Source organism: Desulfomonilia bacterium (assembly GCA_036567785.1).
GTDB lineage: Bacteria > Desulfobacterota > Desulfomonilia > UBA1062 > UBA1062 > DATCTV01.
Map to the genome: position 1 here is coordinate 16,982 of DATCTV010000045.1, position 19,978 is coordinate 36,959.

The following is a 19,978-nucleotide window of genomic DNA, read 5'->3' on the forward strand; positions in this document are numbered from 1 at the left end:
ATTACTCCTTAACTGTTTTTCTCCAGCCGTAGCTGGTTCGCAAGATGATCCTGTCCGATAGGAGAATAACTCCGGGCAGCAGGAAGAGTATGACGGCGACGGCCAGAAGCGCACCCCTGCCTATCATCAGGGAGAGCGACTGGATCATGTTGATGTCGCTTATATAGACCAGGCCGATGGTGGAGCAGAAGAGGCAGACGCCCGAGGTCAGAATGGCCGGGGCGGTGCCGACCATGCTGGAGACCATGGCCGGTCCGGCCTTGTCCCTGCGCCGCTCCTCCCTGTAGCGTGTCATCAGGAAGATGGCATAGTTGACGCAGGTTCCCAGCTGGATGGTCGTTATGCATGAGAATGTAATGTAGGGTATCGATTGCCCGAACAGATAGGGTATCGACACATTGATGAAAATGGCCAGGAGTATTGCAGCCACGAGCACCACCGGGATAGAAAACGAGGCGAAGACGATTGTCACTATAAGCAGAATGCTGGCTATGCCTATGATGTCCACCTTTGCAAGGTCAGTGGCCGACAGGTCAGTCAGGTCCTTGGAGATCGGTGCATTGCCGGAGACATAGCTGCCGGAAATCTGGTGATTCCTGATTATGGAGCGAATATTACCGACCAGGGCATTGCCTTCGTTTGATCCCGGCAGAACGCTGACCCGCACCATGGCCAGAGTATAGCCACCTTTGGTGAAGCGGGACACGACATCCTCAGGGATGAAGGAGGAAGGAACGGCGGGGTCCACAAGGCTTTCAAGAGAAATGGTCTGGATTACGCCAGGCTGCCTGCCGATGTCGTCTAATACCTGCTTTTGCAACCAGCGCGGGGTCGAGGACGGGAAAAGGATGTTGATCAGTTCAATCGATCCCATGGAGTCCTGTATTTCATGGACGGCCTTAAGGGCCTTGAGGTTCTGGGGCAGTATGTCCTGTATGCTGTAGGAAAGGCTCGAATGCTGCCTTATATAGACAGTAGGCACGAAAAGGGAAACAAAGACAAGGCTCAGTGCGACCGGGTGTTTCACCATCTTGCCGGAAAGGAATGTCATGGGTTTTATCATGCCTTTGGGTTCTCTGATCGTGCTGAAACGTCCCGCTGCCAGAGTCAGAGGCGGCAGTATCACCATGGTGCTCAACAGGCCGAAGAAGACACCTTTGGCCATTACGATGCCCATATCGGCGCCGAGCTTTATTCGCATGAATGTCAGCGCCAGAAATCCGGCCATAGTGACCAGGGCACACGGGATTATGGCGCTTGCAGTGCGCTCCATGGCCCTGACCATTGCCTCGCGCCTGTCCGTTGTACTGGCCGTCTCTTCGCGGAATCGGTGCATGAGAAAAATGGAGAAGTCGATGGTGACGCCGAGCTGGATTACGGCGGCCACGGCCTTGGTTATATATGATATGGAACCCAGGAAGTAGTTCGTTCCCATATTGTAAGTGATGCCGAAGCCCATGACTATGAGGAACAGTATCGGGATGCTCAGGGAACCCGTGGCAATGGCTGTGGCAACAGCCGAAAGGATCACCGCCGTCAGAACTGATTTGACCTCCTGCTCCTTGACCAGATCGCGCAGCTCATAGAGAAACACCGGCATGCCGGTGAATGACGTGCCCTCGCCTATATACTTCTTGATGTCGCGTATCGCATTCTGGGTTTCGACCGAATTGGCCTCTTTCGAGAAAGAGATATGCATCAGTGCATGATCGCCCTTCTTGAATAAGGCGATCATTTCCTTCGGGATGAAGACATCCGGCACTGAAGGATCGACAAGGTCGCTTATCCAGGTGACGCCTGCCACCCCTTTTATTGAGGCCAGATCGTTTTTGATCTTGAGGAGTTGAGCCGTATTCGATGAATTGAGCATAACAAACCCCGTATCGGCGGTCTTGAACTGCTCTGTCATGATGAGCTGGCCTTTTATAGCCTCAACATTCCTGGGCATGTATGAGAAGATGTCGTAGTTGATCGGGGTTTTTATCGCACCGACGCCAGCCAGGACCGCAAGCAGGAGGGCTGCGATCAGAATGGTGCGCGGGTGCCTTGTTATGAATTCAGCAAATTGTTTCATTTCCGTTCCCTTTCCGGAGATGTTTCGGGTGCAGCGTCAGTGCCGGAATTGAAAAGGCTGTCGAACGCGGAACGGCGGTCCTTCACTGCCTGCTCAAGCTTTTCGAGGATGGTATCGTAAAGATCATCCAGCTCTTTCGCTATCTCTTCGACAATTCTTTTCTCCCTGTTAAGCGGTATGAGAGAGGCAAGCGATGTCCTGTGTATAAGCTGCTTCGCCCAGGCCCTGCCCAGTTCCTTGTCATGCTTGTTTTTCTGGACCATCTCCTTGAGCACCTTAAGAAGGTCCAGCCGGGGAAGGTTGAAGAGCGAGGCTACCAGGTCAGGCAGGAGATTTCGCATCCCCCTGCCTGATTTCTCCAGATCGATCAGCATCTGGAGAATTGTCATGCGTGTTACGTCCTTGCCGGATTCATTGTCCTCGATGCGGATGTTGCAATCCTCCTTGAGCATCTCGGCCAATTGTTTGAGGGTGATCAACTTTGATGTAACGGTATCGTACATCAGCCGGTTTTTGTATTTTTTTATTCTGCGTAGTTTGCTCATGGCCGCCCCTATATCTTTGTGCACTGCACAAGTCAAGGGAAAAATTATGCACTGCATAAAAATATTATTTGTCCTGCTTGAATAGAGATAGACAGACGGGTCCGATTTTTGCCGGTCGAGGACAGGCGGCATTATCAGACAAAGAATCTTATTTAATGCTGCTCTAGCTCCTGATGCCGGAATGCATGCAAATGGGTAAATCAGGGCATTGCGATCTTAATGTTGTTGTTCTTTAAAAATTCCGGGAAACCGTAGAGCTTTTTGCCGAACATCTTCATCTCGTGGGCATCTGCCGGGCAGTTGTTGAGGCAGCCGAAGCACAGGATGCATCTGTCATCGTCTATTTTCGCCTGGGCTATGTCGATTGCACCTGTCGGACACTGCCTTATGCATTTGCCGCAGGCAATGCATTTGCTTTTGTTCAGCTTGTGGCTGATAAGGAGTTTGGTCGGGGACATCATGGCTTTTCCGCTGAAGATGCTGCCTGATCCGGTTTCAAAGGTGATACCGCCTTTGCCGTACTGATCGAGGGTTTTAGCAGCGAAAGCCCGCACGGCTTCATATGTTTTTACATTTGGTCTGTCCCTGAATTTAAGGATGCGGCCGGAATTGCCGAGCGACCAGGTCGGCGGATATGTGCTCATGTTGCCGAACATATCCATGCCGAGCGGTACTCCACCCTTTTCAGAAAGCAGCTTCAGCATGCAGGCGGCAGCCCATTTCTGACCGTCACCGTTGCCGCCGAAGCTTGTGAATGAAGCTACCCCTGTCCCTTTTATTGAGGGGATTGAGCCTAGCCATTTCTGAACATTTAAAGGCGTATCGAGATAATGAACGGGTGAACCCGTGACTATCAAATCATAACCGGAAAGTGCTGAGACATCTGCATTCTTGATGAAAACCGCGTCAACCTGAAGTCCGGTCTTTTTCCATGTCTCGGCGATCAATTCACCGTAAATTCTGGTATGTCCGGTCTGTGAATAGTAGACGACGATGGCCTTTTCCGGGGCCGGCTTATTAAGCCTGCCTGCCGGTGTTATTGTTTTGGAAAATGCCCGGGCAGGAATTATTGAACTGGCCGCTGCCCCTGCGCAGCCTGAAATGAACTTTCTTCTGTTTATCACACGATCACCGCCTGTCTCATCTGTTAATGTTCTATCTATTTTACAGCCGCAGCAAAAAGCCTGTCAGCCTTTGATTTCCAGGCCTCGAACAGGACAGGGTCCCATCTGCCGGGATATGCCATATAGTGTTTGAAAATCTTTGTGCCTGCTGTTGTTGCGGCATTGAGTTTAAGTAGAAGCCCGGGCCTCATTATACCGCGCGTAACCGTTTTGATCATGGTAGGCAGGTCCGGCAATGTCACAATGCCGTTGATCGAGTTTGTCAGCATTTCGCTGCTCAATATATCCTGCCTGAACAGGAATGAGATGTCCTCGTGGCTTAGGTCCTGGAGGATATTTCTGATTGCAGTCAAACCTGCGTAGTTGGCTCCCCTTCTCGAGCCTGCAAACCATTTGAAGTTATATTCCCATAATGCGCTGCAATCGTTCTTTCCGGTATTCGCCGCAGACAGAACGGCCTCAGCCGCATATTTGCCGCCCACCATTGCGCCGCCCGCGCCGCAGCCTGTCATGGGAATGGTCTGTGATGCCGCATCTCCTATTACGACAAATCCATTTGCAACAAGGCTTGCCGGCGAACGGCCCACTAGGCATAGCCCGCCGCCTCCGCGGACAACTTCATCGGAAATCGAGGGGTGTCTCGATATGAATTCCATGACTATATCTTTCGGGTCGGGATTTTTCGGGTCATGACTTACGCCTGCGCCGGTGTCAATCTCGTCTTCATTCAAATACTGCAGCCACTGATAGCCTGTGTTAAAGCCATATCTGTAATGGTCATTAACAGGGTCAATAGGATTTTTATTTCTTTTCCTGACCGTCCTGTAAACAAGGGCGAATTCACTGTCTGAAAATTTTCCTGCAATGCCTGTGGTCTGAGGAAGTTTTGTCCTTAAGACCGCATTGAAGCCCGTATCGTCTGCAACTATATCCGCCTCAATATTTGTTATTTCACCCGATTCAATGTCTTTTACGGAAATGCCTTTCACCTCAACATCGCCAAGACTCTTTCCTCCCTTAAAAACAAGATCGACTGCCTCCTGTCCAAACAGGAATTTAGCACCGGCTTCTTGAGCCTCTTCGATGAGGAGTTTCGCCAGGGCGCGTCTGTCGGTGGTGACATACCTGAAATCAATGATCTTCATGCTCGAATAATCAGGCGCCCAGACTTCCATTCTGGGATAAGCATGCCGTTCGTAAATACCAGTCGTATTACCTGAAGCATCAGTAGTCTTGACGAGGGGCCCAAGATTTATAGAGCCTTCAAAAGGCGCATCAAAACCTGTTTCAGCGAGCGCCGTGCGCTCGATTGCATCGGACCAGTCATGCCCTAGAGTTTCATATCCGCCCTTTTCGTAAACCTTTACGTCAATGCCTCTTCTGGCAAGGTCTCTTGCAAATATGCACCCGCCTGGACCTGCTCCGGCTACGACAACCTTGAAATTATCCGGCATAAGCTACCCCCTTAAAGCTAGATTCCGAGCTTGCAGGCCAGGGTATGCGTAAACCGGTTCATTTTGAGCGGTAATGGCCCGAGTTTTGACTGGATGAATTCGATTACAACACCACAGCTTGACTGTGTGTCCATGTAGGCATAATCAACCGTGAAGCCTTTGCTTTTTATCTGCCCGCGCTGGAGTACCTCGATGCCTGCCGCCTTGCATTCTTCGATGCGTTTTTCAAGGTTGTTAACCATGTATCCGAGATGATGAAGACCTTCGCGTTTATCCAGTGTATCGTTGTAGTAACTGCGGCCTGAAGTCACTTCGATCAGTTCGATCTGAACGCTTCCGGAATAGGCCATTAATATCTTGAGCGAGGCATTCACGGGCCCGGTTTTTTCGATAGTAAATTCAGGTGTTCCTTCCCATAGCATCCAGGGGCCTATGCCCATGGTTTTCAACTGTTCCATTGTTTTTTCGGCATTGTAGACAACCATGCCTATCTGTCCCAGACCAGGCAGTTTTATTCCTTCCAATCGATTCATTTTTCACCTCGCATGGTTTAAGGTTGAAATATGGACTGAATTATATACGGCTGGTCTTTAACAGCGCAAGGGAATTAGTGATTGTTTACCAACAGAGGATTGACAACGGCAGAACTGAAACGGCATATCCATGTCATGAAGGATTATCTCATTCGTACAATATCGGAAGAATATAATGTCAGGGCGATTGCGTGCGTTACAACCGGGCTTGTCTCAAAGGCATGCAAGAGGCACGAGACGTTTCCTACGGCATCGGCGGTTTTGGGAAGGGCGTTGACTGGCGGGCTGATCCTTGGCGCTCTGCTTGATCCAGGACAGAGGGTTGCGCTTGTATTTGACGGCGGCGGGCCTGTCGGAAAGATCATGGTAGAGGCCGTAAGCTCCGGAACGGTTAAGGGTTATGTCAAGAATCCACAGACCGAACTTGATGCGAAAGACGGGAAACTGGATGTCGCCGGTGCGGTCGGAAAAGACGGGTTTTTAACGGTTACAAAAGACCTCGGGCTGAAGGATCCGTACAGGGGAATTGTCAAGATTGTTTCAGGTGAAATCGCCACGGATATTGCATATTATCTCACCGAGAGCGAGCAGATACCATCGGCGGTCGGTCTGGGTGTGTATGTGGATAAGGACGGTTCGATCGCCGCTTCAGGAGGCTTCCTGGTACAGACTTTACCACCTTCCGATGATGCGGTGATTGATGAGCTCATAAACCGGATACAATCAATGCCCGCTGTAACCGAACAACTGAGAAACGGAATTACTCCTGAAGGCATGCTTGAAACCATATTCGGTTCGATTGGATTCAAGGCGCTTGAGAAAAGGCCTCTTTTTTACAGGTGCTCCTGCAGCAGGGAGCGTATTGAGCAGGCCCTCATAACACTGGGCAGAAAGGGCCTTGAATCCGTTATTCATGACGAAGAGGATATAGATATAAAATGCGAGTTCTGCCGCAGGGTCTACATGTTCAGGAGGGAGGAAATCATGAGACTCCTTGAAGAGATGCATTAGCGGTCATTGAATATGATCGACAAACGGTTATAATCCATGAATACAGGGGGATGATTATGAAGCTTACCGATGGAGAAAAGGCGTTTCTTTTAAAGCTTGCAAGGGATACCATAAAAAACCTGCTTCAGGGAAAGGGCATCGAGCAGATCAAAGCGGATGACGAATCTCTCAGCAATACATTGAAGGAAAAGCGCGGAGTGTTTGTCACCCTTCATAAAGCTCAGCATGAATTGAGAGGCTGCATCGGCTACATCCTTCCCATGCTTCCCTTGTGGCAGGCCGTTATTGAAAATGCAAGGAATGCCGCCTTCAGGGACCCCAGGTTCTCGCCGCTTAAAAAAAACGAGCTTGATGAAATAGAGATTGAGATTTCGGTTTTGAGCGTTCCCCGTGAGATCAAAGATATATCCGAATTCAGGGTCGGCATAGACGGTATAATTCTGAAAAAGGGCTTTCATCAGGCAGTATTCCTGCCGCAGGTAGCACCGGAGCAGGGGTGGGATGCAGAGACCACGCTTCAATATCTGAGCATGAAAGCGGGGCTTTCCCCTGACGCCTGGCAGGATGGTGCAACCTTCGAAACGTTTCAGGCGGATGTATTCAGCGAAACCAGGGAATAAAATACTTCTTTGACTGTCCGGGCTTCTTGGTTTAGATTGCCGGAATTGAAGGAGAAATAATTGGAAGAAGATAGGAAACAGGATGACGTGTCAATTATTGAGAAGATCAGGAATTTTCTGGCAGGAGACAGAAAGAAGGATGCAAGGCTCGAACTCCACGAAATGATCGATGAGGTTGAAGAAATCGGAATAATCAACGAAAGTCAGGGAGAGATGATCCAGAACATCCTGGTACTCAAGGATACTATGGTAAGGGAGATCATGGTTCCCAAAGTTGATATGGTTTGCGTGGGATCATCCAACCCTGTTACGGAAGTGGTTAAGACAATAGCAAAAAGCGGTTATTCGACAATACCTGTTTTTGATGGGTCTCCGGACAATATTGTCGGCATAGTACATGCCAAAGACATTCTGGTTAACCTTAATCAATGTCTTAATGAATTCAATGTAACTGACATCATGAGACAGCCCTATTTTGTACCTGAGGGTAAAAAACTTATTGACCTGCTTAAGGAATTCAAGGATCTCAAGGGGAAAATTGCCATTGTTATTGACGAATACGGGAGTGTGGACGGTCTTGTCACTCTTGAAGACATATTGAACGAAATTGTCGAGACCGAGGATGATGAAAACAGCGTTCAGGACACAGGCGACGGGTCCTTCATCGTTGATCCCAAGATGTCTATTGATGAATTTATGGATGAATTTTCTCTGGACCTGCCAAGAGGTGAATATGATACAGTGGGCGGATTCATAATATCCACGCTTGAAAGAATACCCCAGAAGGGTGAGATATTTGAATTTAACGATCTTGTATTTGAAATATCTGAAGCGGACAAGAAACGCATTTCAAAGCTTAAATTGAAAATACACCGGGAGAGCAAAGATTGAAGCGAGTCATATTAGCCTGTTTGTCGGGCCTGTTTTATTCATTGTCTTTTCCTTCATTTAACCTGTGGCCGTTCATCTTTGTTTTTGCCGTACCGCTCTTATTCGCTGCTGAGGATTCAAGCCTTAAGGAATGCATGGGACTGGGCTTTATGGCAGGACTTGTAGCCTGGGCGGGGAATCTTTACTGGGTGGCCTATATAATGGATATCTATGGCTTTATAGCACTGCCTCTTTGTGCCCTCATATTCCTGCTGCTTATTTCCTATCTGGCGCTTTATTTCGGTTTTTTTCTCATATCATGCAGATTATTGATGAAATCTCCATTTTCAATCCTGACCATCCCGGGCATGTGGATCTTCCTGGAAATGATTAAATCATACGCATTCACGGGCTTTCCCTGGACGCTCTCCGGTTATGCCCTGGCACCTTTTGATGCAATCATACAGAATGCGGAATGGGGCGGGATATATGTACTGAGCGGGCTTGCACTGATGGGTAATGTGGTTTTATATAATGCGATAAAGAAAAAATATATTCCTGCAGTAGCGGGGATCATAATAATCGCCTGCTGCATTTTCTGGGGGGCATGGCGTATGGACAGCCTTAAACTTGAAGGCGAAAACCTGAGAGTCGGAGTCTGTCAGGCAAACATTCCTCAGAACCAGAAGTGGAAAAAGGATATGGTCAATCCCACAATAGATATCTATACAAGGCTCAGCAGGGAAGCAGTATCCCAGGGCGCAGAAATAATTGTCTGGCCAGAGACGGCATGTAACTTTTTCCTGTTTCATGAGTGGGCGCCTACTTCCAGGATAGTCGAAATCTCAAAGGAAGCTGATATACCAATGCTTGTAGGCAGTCCAGCTATTGAAGACGATAAGGTTTTCAACAGGGTATGGATGCTCGACCAGGGGCTGATAAGGGGATATTATGACAAGACTCATCTTGTGCCTTTCGGCGAATATCTTCCCTTGCCCTGGCTTTTTGGCTTTCTGGGGAACATCACCCAGGAAGTCAGCGACTTTTCCAATGCTAGAAAACTCAAACCCATTGAAGATATAGGGGTTCTGGTGTGTTTTGAGAATGTGTTTCCCGATCTGGCAAGAAGTCTTACGAAGCAGGGTGCGACATGGCTTCTGACCGCATCGAATGATGCATGGTTCCTTGACTGGTCCACGACTGAACAGCATGTCAGAACGGCTGCAATCAGGGCGATTGAGAACAGACGCTATCTTGTCATGCCTGTGAATCACGGGATATCAGCCGTAATAGACCCGTTCGGCAGGATTATAAGAAGCCTTGGTCTGATGAAAGAGGGTTCATTCACCGTTGAGATTAAAAAGGTGTCATATAGGACCCTTTTTAATAAGATAGGCTCATTGATCGGATGGCTCTGGATATTTGCCGGTATAGCCGGACTTCTGCTTGAGATTTATAGAAAATATCGTGGCCGTGTGTTAACAAGCTGAAGGCAGGAAAAATACCTGTTGAAATTTAGCATGTCGTTTTGTATAAAACTTTTTCGCTTTTTACTCTTTAAGGGGAGGGAGCACCAGCATGCCGAAGATCAAGGCATTTAAAGGGATCAGATACAATGTCGGGACGGTAGATATCAGTGCAGCTATGTGCCCTCCCTATGATGTGATTACAAGCCCTCTGGTTGATGCCTATTATAACAAGTCCCCGTATAATCCGGTAAGGCTTGTTCTTGGTCAGCAGTTTCCAAAGGACACAAAGACAGACAATCGATATACAAGGGCGAGGGATTTCTATCGGGACTGGAAAGATAAGGGAATCTTGATACAGGATGAAAAACCATCAGTTTATTACCATGAACAGACATATACAATAGGCGATAAGATCTGTACCAGAAAAGGAATTATAGCAGCGGTAAAAATGGATGAAAATGACAGCAATGATATTATGCCTCATGAATATACGCATAAGGGTCCCAAGATCGACCGTCTGAGGCTGATGATGGAAGTCAAGGCAAATCTGAGCTGCGTTTTCGGGATATACACAGACAAAAACAGGCTTATTGATACCGAGGTTAAACCGCTCCTGAAAGAGATGCTCTGGGATTTCACAAACGGAGAAGGCACACAGAAACTATGGAAAATTGAATCGCAGCAGCTGATAAAGAAAATTGCAGGCATTCTCTCGGATAAGAAGATTCTTATAGCTGACGGACACCACAGGTATGATACGGCAAGGACATACAGGGACAGGATGAGGGCTTTAACTGGCAAAATGGACGGCAAACAGCCGTTTGATTATGCCTTATTCTATCTGAGCAATTCGGAAGACGGGGTATCGATTCTTCCTACACACAGGGTAATTGTCGACAGTATGGGAGTGGGACTTGTTGATATCGAACACAGGGTAAAAGAACTTTTCAGGATTCTTCCTTTTGACAACAGGAAGGCATTTCTTGATGCGCTTAAAAAGAACGGAAAGGGATATCTGGGGCTGAGGGTGAAAGGTATTCCGAGATATTATCTGCTTGAACTCTCTGAGATGGACGCGCTTGACAGGCTGATGCCTGATGACAGCCATCCTTTGCTAAAAAAGCTTGATGTCAATATTCTTCATACCTGTATCATAGAACCTATTGTCGGAATCGATTATTCGATGACCGCCAAAAGGATAGAGTTTATCAGCAATGCAACTGAAGCGCTTGAGATGGTCGAGAAGGAAAAAGCTGATATTGTATTTTTGCTAAATCCGAGTACAATACAGGATATTATGGCCATAGCGGATGCAGGTTTGAGAATGCCACAGAAATCGACATTCTTCTATCCTAAGATCCCTACGGGGCTTGTTTTTTATCCACTTGAGGCTGGAAATAAGTAGAAGAAAAGATATCTATTATTAGGGAAATTAATTTCCTTTTGGACTGATATGAAGGGGTTTATTGTTAATGTTTTCTTTAAATTCAATGTATTAGGATAATAGGAGATTGGTATCCATATTGCTTAAATATAACAGGTATGTGTATGAATAGGTTTGTAAAATATGCTGCAATAATTGTCTGCATGGCTTTTTTTGTTGCCATTGCTGCATGTTCAAGCAATAAGAATGATGAATCAACGGTAGTCAGTTTGGAAACAGGAGCTGAAAACATCACGTCACTTGGTGAGTTCCCTGTCGGCATTAGAGACTATACGCCGCCTGCAATAGAAATCACATCGCCTTTATCGGTTAATCCGGTGACTACTGTTGCTAATGATGGAAGCGTTTATCTGAAAGAAGTTGTCCCTGGTGAGAAATGGTCTCTTGAGGTCAAAGGCGAAGTGACGCCTTCAACTTTTGGGATTAAAAGGAACCGGCTTGAGTTGAAAGGTGTTTATGTCAACAGGCAGCTTGTAGATTCAGCAAATGGAGACGATATCAAATGGGTTGACGGGAAGTTCACATTTACGAAAACCATTTACATATCAAAAGAAGATATTGCAGGCACCTTCTATCCAATAATCATTGCTGCGGTCGATGAAAAGAATTATGTATCAGGTGCAAAATCGGTTGTCATATTGCAGGACAGGGCTGCAAACAAAATCGGAAAAGATTATCCGCTGGCAAATTCACTGCATCTATCCGGAAACAAGGAATTTGTTTCAAATGCATTACCGATACTCGTATCCCAGATTGACGGTCTTAATTTTGCTCCTTATCTGGGCAATATAAATATTTTGGTAAATAATGTCCTCAGCCCAAGGACAGTGATGCTTCAGGGAGTGACAATCAGTGATTACTCGATAAATTCGGCCGGTGCGGATTTGTGCTCCATAAATCTTGATATCAAGGTTTCAAATCTCGTTGTTGAATATACTAATAATTACTCCATCTTTAATCCCGGGCAGAACGTGGTAAACATCAACATGAAAAATATCGAGATCGACGGCCTCGTAATAGAACTGAGAAAAGAAGGCAATGGAATCAAAGCCTATCTCAAAGCAGGTGATATTGCTTTGGTAAAAGGCGAAGGCTTCAAGTATAATCTGGATACCCCTTTTACCGAAATCTTCAACTATCTGCTGGATAATGTTTTCAGTTTCCTGATCCAGGATGTTTTCAAACAGACAAATCAAAAGCCAGTGCAGCTGAAGCTGGGTTATTATGCTCTAAGGTTATTGATCAAGCAGCTGTCTGGTGATGAAACTGCATTGAATTCCGATGCCATAACAGGGCTGAAATACTGCACAAAAGATAATAATGGCGGCATCAATCTGGGAATGGATATCAACTTCACGATAGATAAAGAGTCAAAAAGCAAACTGACAAGCACTTATTCTTCTTCCAAGGCAAAAAGTGATAAACTTGATCTGGCTGTTAATTACGGAAACTCAACATTTGCCTTAAGTGATGACATGATAAATCAGATGCTGGCAATGAATTTCCCGGATGACACTCAGGAAATCACCGATCTGGATTTGAATGAACTGATCGATGAACTGGGCATTGACCTTGGAGATTATAAACTCTGGCCATGGTTGAGAGACGGCAACGATAAACTTCCCAACATCAAAATAAAGTACCAAATGCCTACGCCCCCTGTGCTCAAAATTCAGGGTAACGGCAATTATATAGGGAGCTTGTACGTCAGGAACGTCCTTGTGGAAGTATGGGAACTTGATGATCAAGGGAAGGATGTAGAACTTCTTGCAAGGCTTTCGATCAGCCTTGATATAGCGATGAAATGGGACAACGGAAAGTTCGTGCTTGAATGCGGAAAAGGTGATGCGACCTATCTGCTGCTTTTCAACAAGCTTTACCCGATGCTGATACCTGAACAGATGAAGGAGATCCACACCTATATAGCAAACAACCTTAATCAGCTATTAAGTAAAATTGGACTAATAGGTTATCCTATAGAAAATGTTAGCACCATGAATGATGCCTATCTTGTGTTCAGTGGAAAGCTGGAGGAAGAGATTAACTCAGAACCATCACCAATAGCAACTTTTTACAGCAAAGAATGGAACAGGAAACCGCTCTCCTCAAACCCTGGAGCTAGCTACAGAATGATTAATGATAAAATTGTCGAAGAAGGGTCAAACCCTCCTGATAATGATCCTGAAAATGATATTTTCTTGTCACTCTTTTTTAAATCAATTGATGGTAACGGTAATGTGGTCAAGGATATGGACTGGAATGATTCATGCGGATATTTTTATACTTTGCCGGAGAAATCAAACTGTCTGATAACAGGAATATCCTTTGACAGGAATATTGCTTTTGATTTCATTACAGGGAACACTGTTGAATTTTATGAAGAGTTTGCAGTGATGTGCATTGCATATGGTGAAGCAGCAGCATCAATAGACAAAGAAGAATTTATCCCCGGCAATGGCTGTGCAATACCATTTGAATTCTCGGTTGAGGATATTATCCCTGATACAATAAAGATGCCTTTAACTAAAAATGTCGGCATAGGAATCAGGGTAAAAAAGGATCCATCCATACCTTTAAAAGCCAATCCGATTGCATTGCAGATGGCGTCCGCCTCGAATATCAAAATTAAATATATTGATTTAAACATTGATCAAGGGTTGAAATTCTAGACTTTTGTCCTGTTTTTTGTCTTCTTCGTAGGGATTGCCTCCAGCGGGTTTTCCGGCCATGGATGTTTGGGATACCGGCCTTTCAGTTCTTTTCTGACATCATTATAAGCCCCTTTCCAGAAACCCATGATGTCCCTTGTCACCTGTACAGGACGGCCTGCAGGAGAGAGCAGATGAAGGATGACCGGGATGCTGCCTGCCACAGTAGGGGTGGACCTGCACCCGAACATTTCCTGAAGCTTCACTGCCAGAACCGGAATATCTCCTTTACTGTAGTCGAGCCTTACAGAAAAGCCTGACGGGACACGGATGTGTGTTGGTGCAAGTGAGTTAAGCTCTATCTGTTGATGCCATGATAGAATCGAAGTAAGTGCTCTGATTATGTCCGGTCCGGATATCTGAGAGATACGTGAAACCCCGTCGAGATGTGGCATCAGCCAGCTTTCGAGGCCTTCGAGAAGGGATTCGTCCGAAACATCAGGCCATTTTCCGTCGGTGTTGGAATTAAACATGAAGTTAATCCTTGCCCTTAATTGAATGGATTCATTGCTCCAGGGCAGGATGCCAAGCCCGTTTTTTCTTATCCCGTCAATAAAAGCTTTTTCCATTAAATAAATATCCGGTTTATCTGTTTGTTTTTCACTTATGATGATGCTGCCTAGAGACTCTCTTGTGGATGAGATCACACCCATGACATCATCGTTCCAGACGCAAATGGATTCGGTTTTTATATGCGATGAGAAATGTTCCAGGAGTGCCTGCCTTTTAACTGGTGCGGCAAGAAATATTGCTGCCTCCTGCTTGTCGCCGTCAAGACTTGCAACTGTTATGAACTCTTCATCTGCAAGGGAATCGGTATCGTCAAGCCAGGCGCCCTTGCCGCCGGACAGAAGGAATCTGGGGTTTTTCCCAAAGCGGCGCTGTGCAATGCGGTCGGGGTATGCGAAACCCAGGAGGACTCCGGTCATATCAACATCGTTTTCTCCGGCATCTGAAATCTTCATTTGTTTCTTCAGCTGCTCTGCAGTCTTATTGATTCTTTTTATGACTGAGACTCCATGATAATATTCATTATCGAATTTGCCTGCTGAATGCAGTGCGTCCAGTCTCAACCTCATATCCGATTGCCTGGAGCCGGGATTCTTATCAAGAAAATCCTTTTCACCGAGAATTGCGGCGATTTCGCAGGCGAGTGCGCCTTGACCCAAAGACTTGCCCATGATAATCATACGGGCAAGTCTCGGGTGGATTCCAAGTGAGTTCATAACTTTACCTGCGGGTGTGATCCTGCCTCTTTCATCAACCGCATCAAGTTCGGCAAGAAGGCCTACAGCATGCCTGAAGGACGATTCATCAGGCACATCCATCCATTTCAGTTCGGACGGGGATTTTATTCCCCATCGCAGCAGTTCAAGCGCAAGAGGTATCAGGTCTGCATTAAGTATTTCCGGGTCATTATCCTGCTTCAGCAGCGTTTCTGATTTTTCATCCCAGAGTCTGTAGCATACACCCGGTCCTGTCCTGCCTGCCCTTCCCCTGCGCTGATCAGCCGATGTCCTGGAAACACGGACAGTCTCAAGCCATGTCATGCCGCTTCCCTTATCAAACCTGGGAACGCGCGAGTATCCGGAATCTATTACGACATTTATTCCTTCAATAGTAAGCGATGTTTCTGCAATAGAGGTGGCAAGTACGACTTTCCTCATCCCTGCCGGGGCAGGCATGATCGCGTTTTTCTGCTCGTCTGCCGTTAGCATCGAGTAAAGAGGTGCAATGATGACATCATCAGGCAGCCCGGTCCTGCCAAGGAATCGCTCGACCCTTCTGATTTCAGGTGCACCCGGAAGGAAGACAAGTATGCTGCCCGGCTCGCAGGCAAGGGCTTTCATGATCGAGAGGGCGACGTGTCTTTCAACATGCTGATCTGCAGCCTTTCCTTTTGCTGCAGTCAAAGGCAGGTATCTTGTTTCCACCGGCCATAAACGGCCTTCGCAAGAAATAACGGGCGCATTTCCGAGCAGGGCTGATACTGCATTCGTATCCAGGGTGGCCGACATTATGATAATTCTGAGGTCCGATCTCAGAGCCTCTTGTGAATCCATGCACAGGGCCAGTCCAAGATCGGCATGAATGCTTCGCTCATGAAATTCGTCGAATATAACCAAACCTGCTTCGATCAAAGAGGGATCTTTCTGAAGCATTCTGGTAAGGATGCCCTCAGTGACAACCTCTATTCTGGTATTCATGCCCACCTTTGTATCCAGTCTTGTACGGTAGCCTATTGTTTCTCCGATATTTTCTCCCATAATTGACGCCATCCTCGCGGCGGCGGCATATGCTGCAAGTCTTCTTGGTTCAAGCATTATGATCTTCCTCCCTTCAAGCCACGGTTCATCAAGCAGCGCAGGAGGTACAAGTGTTGTCTTCCCGGCGCCGGCAGCGGCGCTCAGGACGGCGGCGTTTTTCTTCGCCAGGACCTTCTTCAGATCGGGCAGGATTTCAGCAACAGGAAGTTCTTGCATAAGCTGAGTCCATCATACTTGCAGAGCTAAAACAAGCGCTTTGATAAGGTGAATTCAATCATTGTTTGTTGGCGTCCGCGTTTTATGATAAGTGGATTTTAATATGAAGTGCAGATTCGGTGATGAAAACATGTATGATTTTCATGAGGCGGATGCAAAGGATACATGTTTCCTGTGCAGAAAAGCCTGCAAGAAGACGTTTACAGTAAGAGAAATCAAATCGCAGAAGATGGTTCATCTCTGCGGGGGCTGCATGCTCAGCAACGTTTCCGGTTATATGCTGGACAACACGAGGCCGTGGGAAGAACCCCAATAAGATTTATCTTGGGAATTTCAGCAGGAAGGTGGTGCCTGTCCCCTCTATCGAGGATACTTCGATTCTGGCATTATGTGCATCCATAATTTTTTTGCAGAATGTGAGCCCGAGACCTGAACCCCTGTAAGGTTCCCTGTTGCCGAGGACACGATAGAAAGGTTCGAACAGGAACTGGAGTTTGTCCTGCGGGATGCCTTTGCCTGTATCAGTTATTTCAGCATTAATATAATAGTCATCGTAAGATATTTTTGTTGTGATACTGCCTCCGGCATCCGTATATTTGGTTGCATTGCCGATGATATTGACAAAAACGCGTAGAAGGCTTTCAGCATCTCCCATGATATCCGGGAGTCCCTCAGGCGGTTCTTCCAGTTTTACGATAAGCCCTCTTTTTTCAGATATTGATGAAAGATCGCTTATGGCGTTTCTTATAACGGCAGGAAGGTTTACGGGGACCTTTGACTTCAAGAATGATTTGTTTGCAACCCTTTCGAGATCCAGCCAGTGGCTTACAAGGTCTTCAAGGTTTTTTATCCGGCTGCTACATTTCATGAGTATATCATTCAGCTGCGGATTGTCATTATTCGAACAGATAACCTTGAGGCTTTCAAGATACTGCTGGACTGTTACCAGAGGGGAGCGCATTTCATGGCTGACGAAGGTGATGAAGCCCTTTTCAAACATATCCCTTTCTTCACGGAGTATCCTGGCCTCAATCTTGAGTGTCCTGTGCTCCAGGCATCTCTGTGCTACAACCCTTAAATGATCCGGTACAAAAGGTTTGGAGAGATAGTCGTATGCCCCTTTTTTAATTGCTTCTACCGCGGAATCAATCGATGCATATGAGGTTATTACTACAAGAACAATATCAGGTATATCTTTTGACAGTATTTCAAGGGCGTTTATATCAGCCATTCCCGGCATGTTGAGGTCAAGAAAGACCATATCGGGCTTTATCTCCCGTGCCAGACGGATTCCTTCCGTTACCTCTGTGGCTGTTACTACTTCAAACCCCGACTTTGTCAGTTCATGCCTGCACTCATCACAGATAGATTCTTCATTGTCTATAATCAGGATGAGTGCGGTTTTTTCATTCTCCGGCATGTTCTTTTTTCAGCCGATAAGGTTTCTCACATATGTAATCAAATCATTTGCTTTAATCGGTTTTGCCAGTATCAGATCCGGTTTTGCATCATCACCTGACGGCTCGTTTGCTTCAGAGTATGGTCCCTGAATATCAACCGCACTGAGCAGGATAAGCTTGATCTTTTTAGTTGCCGCTGCAGCCCTGAGTTTGGATACCACATTGAATCCTTCGCTCCATGTCTCCATCATCATGTCAACTATTGCCAGGTCAGGTTTGAGTTTCGAGGCGATGTCAATCCCTGACTTTCCGCTCTCGGCAATAGATACTTCAAATCCTCCGCTCTCAAGAATAAGTTTTGTCGCCTCACAGAAGTCGATGTCGTCATCAATTATCAGGACCTTTTTGTTCGTGCTCATTAATTGCCTCCATTCAATTATTTATGTGTAATGCTCATCCTTATTTTAGGGGACTTGTTTAAACAAATAATAGATATAGGGGATAAGTCAATAGAAGTTTATGCTCAATGAAATGTTATTAAAAAAATCATATTATGGAAAATTCCGGCAATGTTATTTTATAAGAATGTATTTGCAGAGATATGATTAAATAGTGTTATATCAGATTAATGAATGAATTTATCAGTTCAATAATCTTAGGTGTTGTTGAAGGCGTTACAGAGTTCCTGCCCATATCATCGACAGGCCATCTGATAATAGTAAACAGGTTTGTCAATTTCACAGGAAGCTTTGCCGGTACATTCGATGTTGTAATCCAGCTCGGGGCCATACTTTCCGTGGTTGTATATTTCTGGAAAAGAATTTTCCCGTTCGGCACTCATTTAACCTCTGCCGATAAAAGGCAGATATTCACCCTCTGGTTAAAAGCCGCTGTCGGTGTCACCCCAGCATTGATACTGGGTTTTATTTTGGGGAATATTATAGAGGAAAAGCTGTTCAATCCTGTCACTGTCGCAATGGCGCTTGTTGCCGGAGGCGCAGTCATGATTTACCTTGAGGACAGGAAAAGGCATGCAAAGATAAATTCGATATCAGGTCTTGGTTATAAAACTGCACTTGCCATCGGATTCATACAATGTCTTGCAATGATACCGGGGACCTCAAGGTCTGCAGCCACAATAATCGGAGCAATGTTTCTGGGAGCTTCCAGGCTTGTTGCCGCCGAGTTCTCGTTTTTTCTTGCCATACCGACTATGGTTGCGGCATCGGGATATTCACTGATAAAGACTGGAGGAAATCTGAGCACTCATGAAATGTTGCTTCTTGCAACCGGATTTGCCGTTTCGTTTGTCGTGGCGCTAGCCGTGATCGCAGTCTTCATGAGGTATATAACAAGACATGATTTCAAAGTCTTTGCATATTACAGAATAGTGCTGGGTGTGATAGTTCTCGGCTATTTCTTTATAAACGGCGGCAGCTGATATTATTTTTGCGGAAGCCTGTCAATTATCTCTTCAACCTTTTTAAGCCATTCCTGTCGCTGTTCGGGACTGCTTGTGACAACAACCGAAAACACCTCTCTTCTGAAATCTGATATGCCGCAGAGGCCGAAAATGCAGTTCTTCCAGATCAGTTCAAGAGGGTCTCCAAAAACGTTGGCCTCTCTTTCGGGTGGTGTGTTTGCGGTATTGAAAACTATTGCGACTCTGGCCTTAAGGAGTCCTACAGGAACGCCTTCTCCTCCATCGCCTTCGAGAAACCTGTAGGCGACACCGGGTCTAATCACACGGTCAACCCAGCCTTTGAGTATCGCCGGAGGCTGGCCCCACCAGTTCGGATGGATAATGATGATTCCGTCGGCATTTGCAATCTCATTGCAATGCTCCATGATTTCGATTGGGATTACGGCATCAGAATGTATTTCACCGGCAGTCATGAGAGGATTGAAATATTCTTTATAGAGGTCATGGTATGATACGCAATGTCCGTTAAACTTTAGACGGCTGACTGCTGTTTCGGCAATGGCATGATTGAAGCTTTTTCCATCGGGGTGCGCAAGAATGACAGTGATGTTCATTTGTAAGTGAAGAAAAAATCCTGCACCCTGATTAAAGGAAACCAGGAGTGCAGGATGATAGATTTAGAACGTCAGAATCATGGTCAAACCGCCTATGGCCTCATAACCGAGCTTGCTGTAACCGTTGCTGAGGAAGTCCTTGTTGGCGTCCTGGCCGTTGAACATATAGAGGAATTCGGGGCATATGTTCAGGTATTCCTTCACTT

General features: G+C 46.2%; 17 protein-coding genes. 8 read left to right on the forward strand and 9 right to left on the reverse strand.

Annotated elements, in window-relative coordinates:
• Position 1: 1 nt before the first annotated feature.
• The 5 genes from VIS94_13285 to VIS94_13305 all read right to left on the reverse strand — a co-directional run bounded on the left by VIS94_13285 (position 2) and on the right by VIS94_13305 (position 5,730).
• On the reverse strand, positions 2 to 2,074 hold the full coding sequence (locus tag VIS94_13285) for an MMPL family transporter (protein ID HEY9162044.1): 2,073 nt from the start codon (positions 2,072 to 2,074) through the stop codon (positions 2 to 4).
• Entirely contained in the window at positions 2,071 to 2,619 is a 549-nt protein-coding gene (locus tag VIS94_13290; protein HEY9162045.1) for a polyhydroxyalkanoate synthesis regulator DNA-binding domain-containing protein, read from the reverse strand. The genes VIS94_13285 and VIS94_13290 overlap by 4 nt, the downstream gene beginning before the upstream one ends.
• A gap of 200 nt (positions 2,620 to 2,819) precedes the next feature.
• Complete coding sequence (locus VIS94_13295) at positions 2,820 to 3,743, reverse strand: EFR1 family ferrodoxin (protein HEY9162046.1); 924 nt, start codon at positions 3,741 to 3,743, stop codon at positions 2,820 to 2,822.
• Between the two features lie 35 nt (positions 3,744 to 3,778).
• The gene (locus tag VIS94_13300) at positions 3,779 to 5,197 is read right to left on the reverse strand and encodes an NAD(P)-binding protein (GenBank protein HEY9162047.1); all 1,419 of its coding nucleotides are present in this window, start codon (positions 5,195 to 5,197) and stop codon (positions 3,779 to 3,781) included.
• Between the two features lie 17 nt (positions 5,198 to 5,214).
• Positions 5,215 to 5,730 (reverse strand): VOC family protein, encoded by a 516-nt coding sequence (locus VIS94_13305; protein ID HEY9162048.1) that lies wholly within the window; start codon positions 5,728 to 5,730, stop codon positions 5,215 to 5,217.
• Positions 5,731 to 5,865: 135 nt separating this feature from the next.
• Here VIS94_13305 and hslO point away from each other — a divergent pair, with 135 nt between their 5' ends.
• From hslO to VIS94_13335, 6 genes are all read left to right on the forward strand, one after another.
• The gene (gene hslO / locus VIS94_13310) at positions 5,866 to 6,741 is read left to right on the forward strand and encodes an Hsp33 family molecular chaperone HslO (protein HEY9162049.1); all 876 of its coding nucleotides are present in this window, start codon (positions 5,866 to 5,868) and stop codon (positions 6,739 to 6,741) included.
• A gap of 56 nt (positions 6,742 to 6,797) precedes the next feature.
• Complete coding sequence (gene amrA / locus VIS94_13315) at positions 6,798 to 7,361, forward strand: AmmeMemoRadiSam system protein A (GenBank protein ID HEY9162050.1); 564 nt, start codon at positions 6,798 to 6,800, stop codon at positions 7,359 to 7,361.
• A 60-nt stretch (positions 7,362 to 7,421) separates the two neighbouring features.
• Positions 7,422 to 8,252 carry a hemolysin family protein gene (locus VIS94_13320; GenBank protein HEY9162051.1) on the forward strand — a complete coding sequence of 277 codons (831 nt, stop codon included), beginning with the start codon at positions 7,422 to 7,424 and terminating at the stop codon, positions 8,250 to 8,252.
• The gene (lnt, locus tag VIS94_13325; GenBank protein HEY9162052.1) at positions 8,249 to 9,721 is read left to right on the forward strand and encodes an apolipoprotein N-acyltransferase; all 1,473 of its coding nucleotides are present in this window, start codon (positions 8,249 to 8,251) and stop codon (positions 9,719 to 9,721) included. Before VIS94_13320 ends, lnt begins: the two co-directional genes overlap by 4 nt.
• Positions 9,722 to 9,809: 88 nt before the next feature.
• The gene (locus VIS94_13330; GenBank protein HEY9162053.1) at positions 9,810 to 11,105 is read left to right on the forward strand and encodes a DUF1015 domain-containing protein; all 1,296 of its coding nucleotides are present in this window, start codon (positions 9,810 to 9,812) and stop codon (positions 11,103 to 11,105) included.
• Between the two features lie 143 nt (positions 11,106 to 11,248).
• Positions 11,249 to 13,813, forward strand: coding sequence for a hypothetical protein (locus VIS94_13335; protein HEY9162054.1), 2,565 nt, complete (start codon positions 11,249 to 11,251; stop codon positions 13,811 to 13,813).
• Here VIS94_13335 and hrpB read toward each other — a convergent pair.
• Complete coding sequence (gene hrpB / locus VIS94_13340) at positions 13,810 to 16,335, reverse strand: ATP-dependent helicase HrpB (GenBank protein ID HEY9162055.1); 2,526 nt, start codon at positions 16,333 to 16,335, stop codon at positions 13,810 to 13,812. The two genes, VIS94_13335 and hrpB, sit on opposite strands and share 4 nt — an antisense overlap.
• Before the next feature lie 103 nt (positions 16,336 to 16,438).
• Between hrpB and VIS94_13345 the strand changes: the two genes are divergently transcribed.
• The gene (locus VIS94_13345) at positions 16,439 to 16,651 is read left to right on the forward strand and encodes a hypothetical protein (GenBank protein HEY9162056.1); all 213 of its coding nucleotides are present in this window, start codon (positions 16,439 to 16,441) and stop codon (positions 16,649 to 16,651) included.
• A gap of 3 nt (positions 16,652 to 16,654) precedes the next feature.
• Here the strand turns inward: VIS94_13345 and VIS94_13350 are convergent, their stop codons facing one another.
• Together VIS94_13350 and VIS94_13355 are read right to left on the reverse strand one after the other, a co-directional pair.
• The gene (locus VIS94_13350) at positions 16,655 to 17,755 is read right to left on the reverse strand and encodes an ATP-binding protein (protein ID HEY9162057.1); all 1,101 of its coding nucleotides are present in this window, start codon (positions 17,753 to 17,755) and stop codon (positions 16,655 to 16,657) included.
• Positions 17,756 to 17,764: 9 nt separating this feature from the next.
• Positions 17,765 to 18,154 (reverse strand): response regulator, encoded by a 390-nt coding sequence (locus VIS94_13355; protein HEY9162058.1) that lies wholly within the window; start codon positions 18,152 to 18,154, stop codon positions 17,765 to 17,767.
• Between the two features lie 209 nt (positions 18,155 to 18,363).
• Here VIS94_13355 and VIS94_13360 point away from each other — a divergent pair, with 209 nt between their 5' ends.
• Positions 18,364 to 19,176, forward strand: a complete 813-nt coding sequence (locus VIS94_13360; GenBank protein HEY9162059.1) for an undecaprenyl-diphosphate phosphatase — start codon at positions 18,364 to 18,366, stop codon at positions 19,174 to 19,176.
• A gap of 2 nt (positions 19,177 to 19,178) precedes the next feature.
• Here VIS94_13360 and VIS94_13365 read toward each other — a convergent pair whose 3' ends face one another.
• The gene (locus VIS94_13365; protein ID HEY9162060.1) at positions 19,179 to 19,772 is read right to left on the reverse strand and encodes an NAD(P)H-dependent oxidoreductase; all 594 of its coding nucleotides are present in this window, start codon (positions 19,770 to 19,772) and stop codon (positions 19,179 to 19,181) included.
• Positions 19,773 to 19,978 lie beyond the last annotated feature (206 nt).

Excerpts from the sequence above, each read along its gene's own strand:
- VIS94_13285 (HEY9162044.1), bottom strand. The coding sequence starts at position 2,074 with ATGAAACAATTTGCTGAATTCATAACAAGGCACCCGCGCACCATTCTG.
- VIS94_13290 (HEY9162045.1), bottom strand. The coding sequence starts at position 2,619 with ATGAGCAAACTACGCAGAATAAAAAAATACAAAAACCGGCTGATGTAC.
- VIS94_13300 (HEY9162047.1), bottom strand. The coding sequence starts at position 5,197 with ATGCCGGATAATTTCAAGGTTGTCGTAGCCGGAGCAGGTCCAGGCGGG.
- VIS94_13305 (HEY9162048.1), bottom strand. The coding sequence starts at position 5,730 with ATGAATCGATTGGAAGGAATAAAACTGCCTGGTCTGGGACAGATAGGC.
- hslO (HEY9162049.1), top strand. The coding sequence starts at position 5,866 with ATGAAGGATTATCTCATTCGTACAATATCGGAAGAATATAATGTCAGG.
- amrA (HEY9162050.1), top strand. The coding sequence starts at position 6,798 with ATGAAGCTTACCGATGGAGAAAAGGCGTTTCTTTTAAAGCTTGCAAGG.
- VIS94_13330 (HEY9162053.1), top strand. The coding sequence starts at position 9,810 with ATGCCGAAGATCAAGGCATTTAAAGGGATCAGATACAATGTCGGGACG.
- VIS94_13335 (HEY9162054.1), top strand. The coding sequence starts at position 11,249 with ATGAATAGGTTTGTAAAATATGCTGCAATAATTGTCTGCATGGCTTTT.
- hrpB (HEY9162055.1), bottom strand. The coding sequence starts at position 16,335 with ATGCAAGAACTTCCTGTTGCTGAAATCCTGCCCGATCTGAAGAAGGTC.
- VIS94_13345 (HEY9162056.1), top strand. The coding sequence starts at position 16,439 with ATGAAGTGCAGATTCGGTGATGAAAACATGTATGATTTTCATGAGGCG.
- VIS94_13350 (HEY9162057.1), bottom strand. The coding sequence starts at position 17,755 with ATGCCGGAGAATGAAAAAACCGCACTCATCCTGATTATAGACAATGAA.
- VIS94_13355 (HEY9162058.1), bottom strand. The coding sequence starts at position 18,154 with ATGAGCACGAACAAAAAGGTCCTGATAATTGATGACGACATCGACTTC.
- VIS94_13360 (HEY9162059.1), top strand. The coding sequence starts at position 18,364 with ATGAATGAATTTATCAGTTCAATAATCTTAGGTGTTGTTGAAGGCGTT.
- VIS94_13365 (HEY9162060.1), bottom strand. The coding sequence starts at position 19,772 with ATGAACATCACTGTCATTCTTGCGCACCCCGATGGAAAAAGCTTCAAT.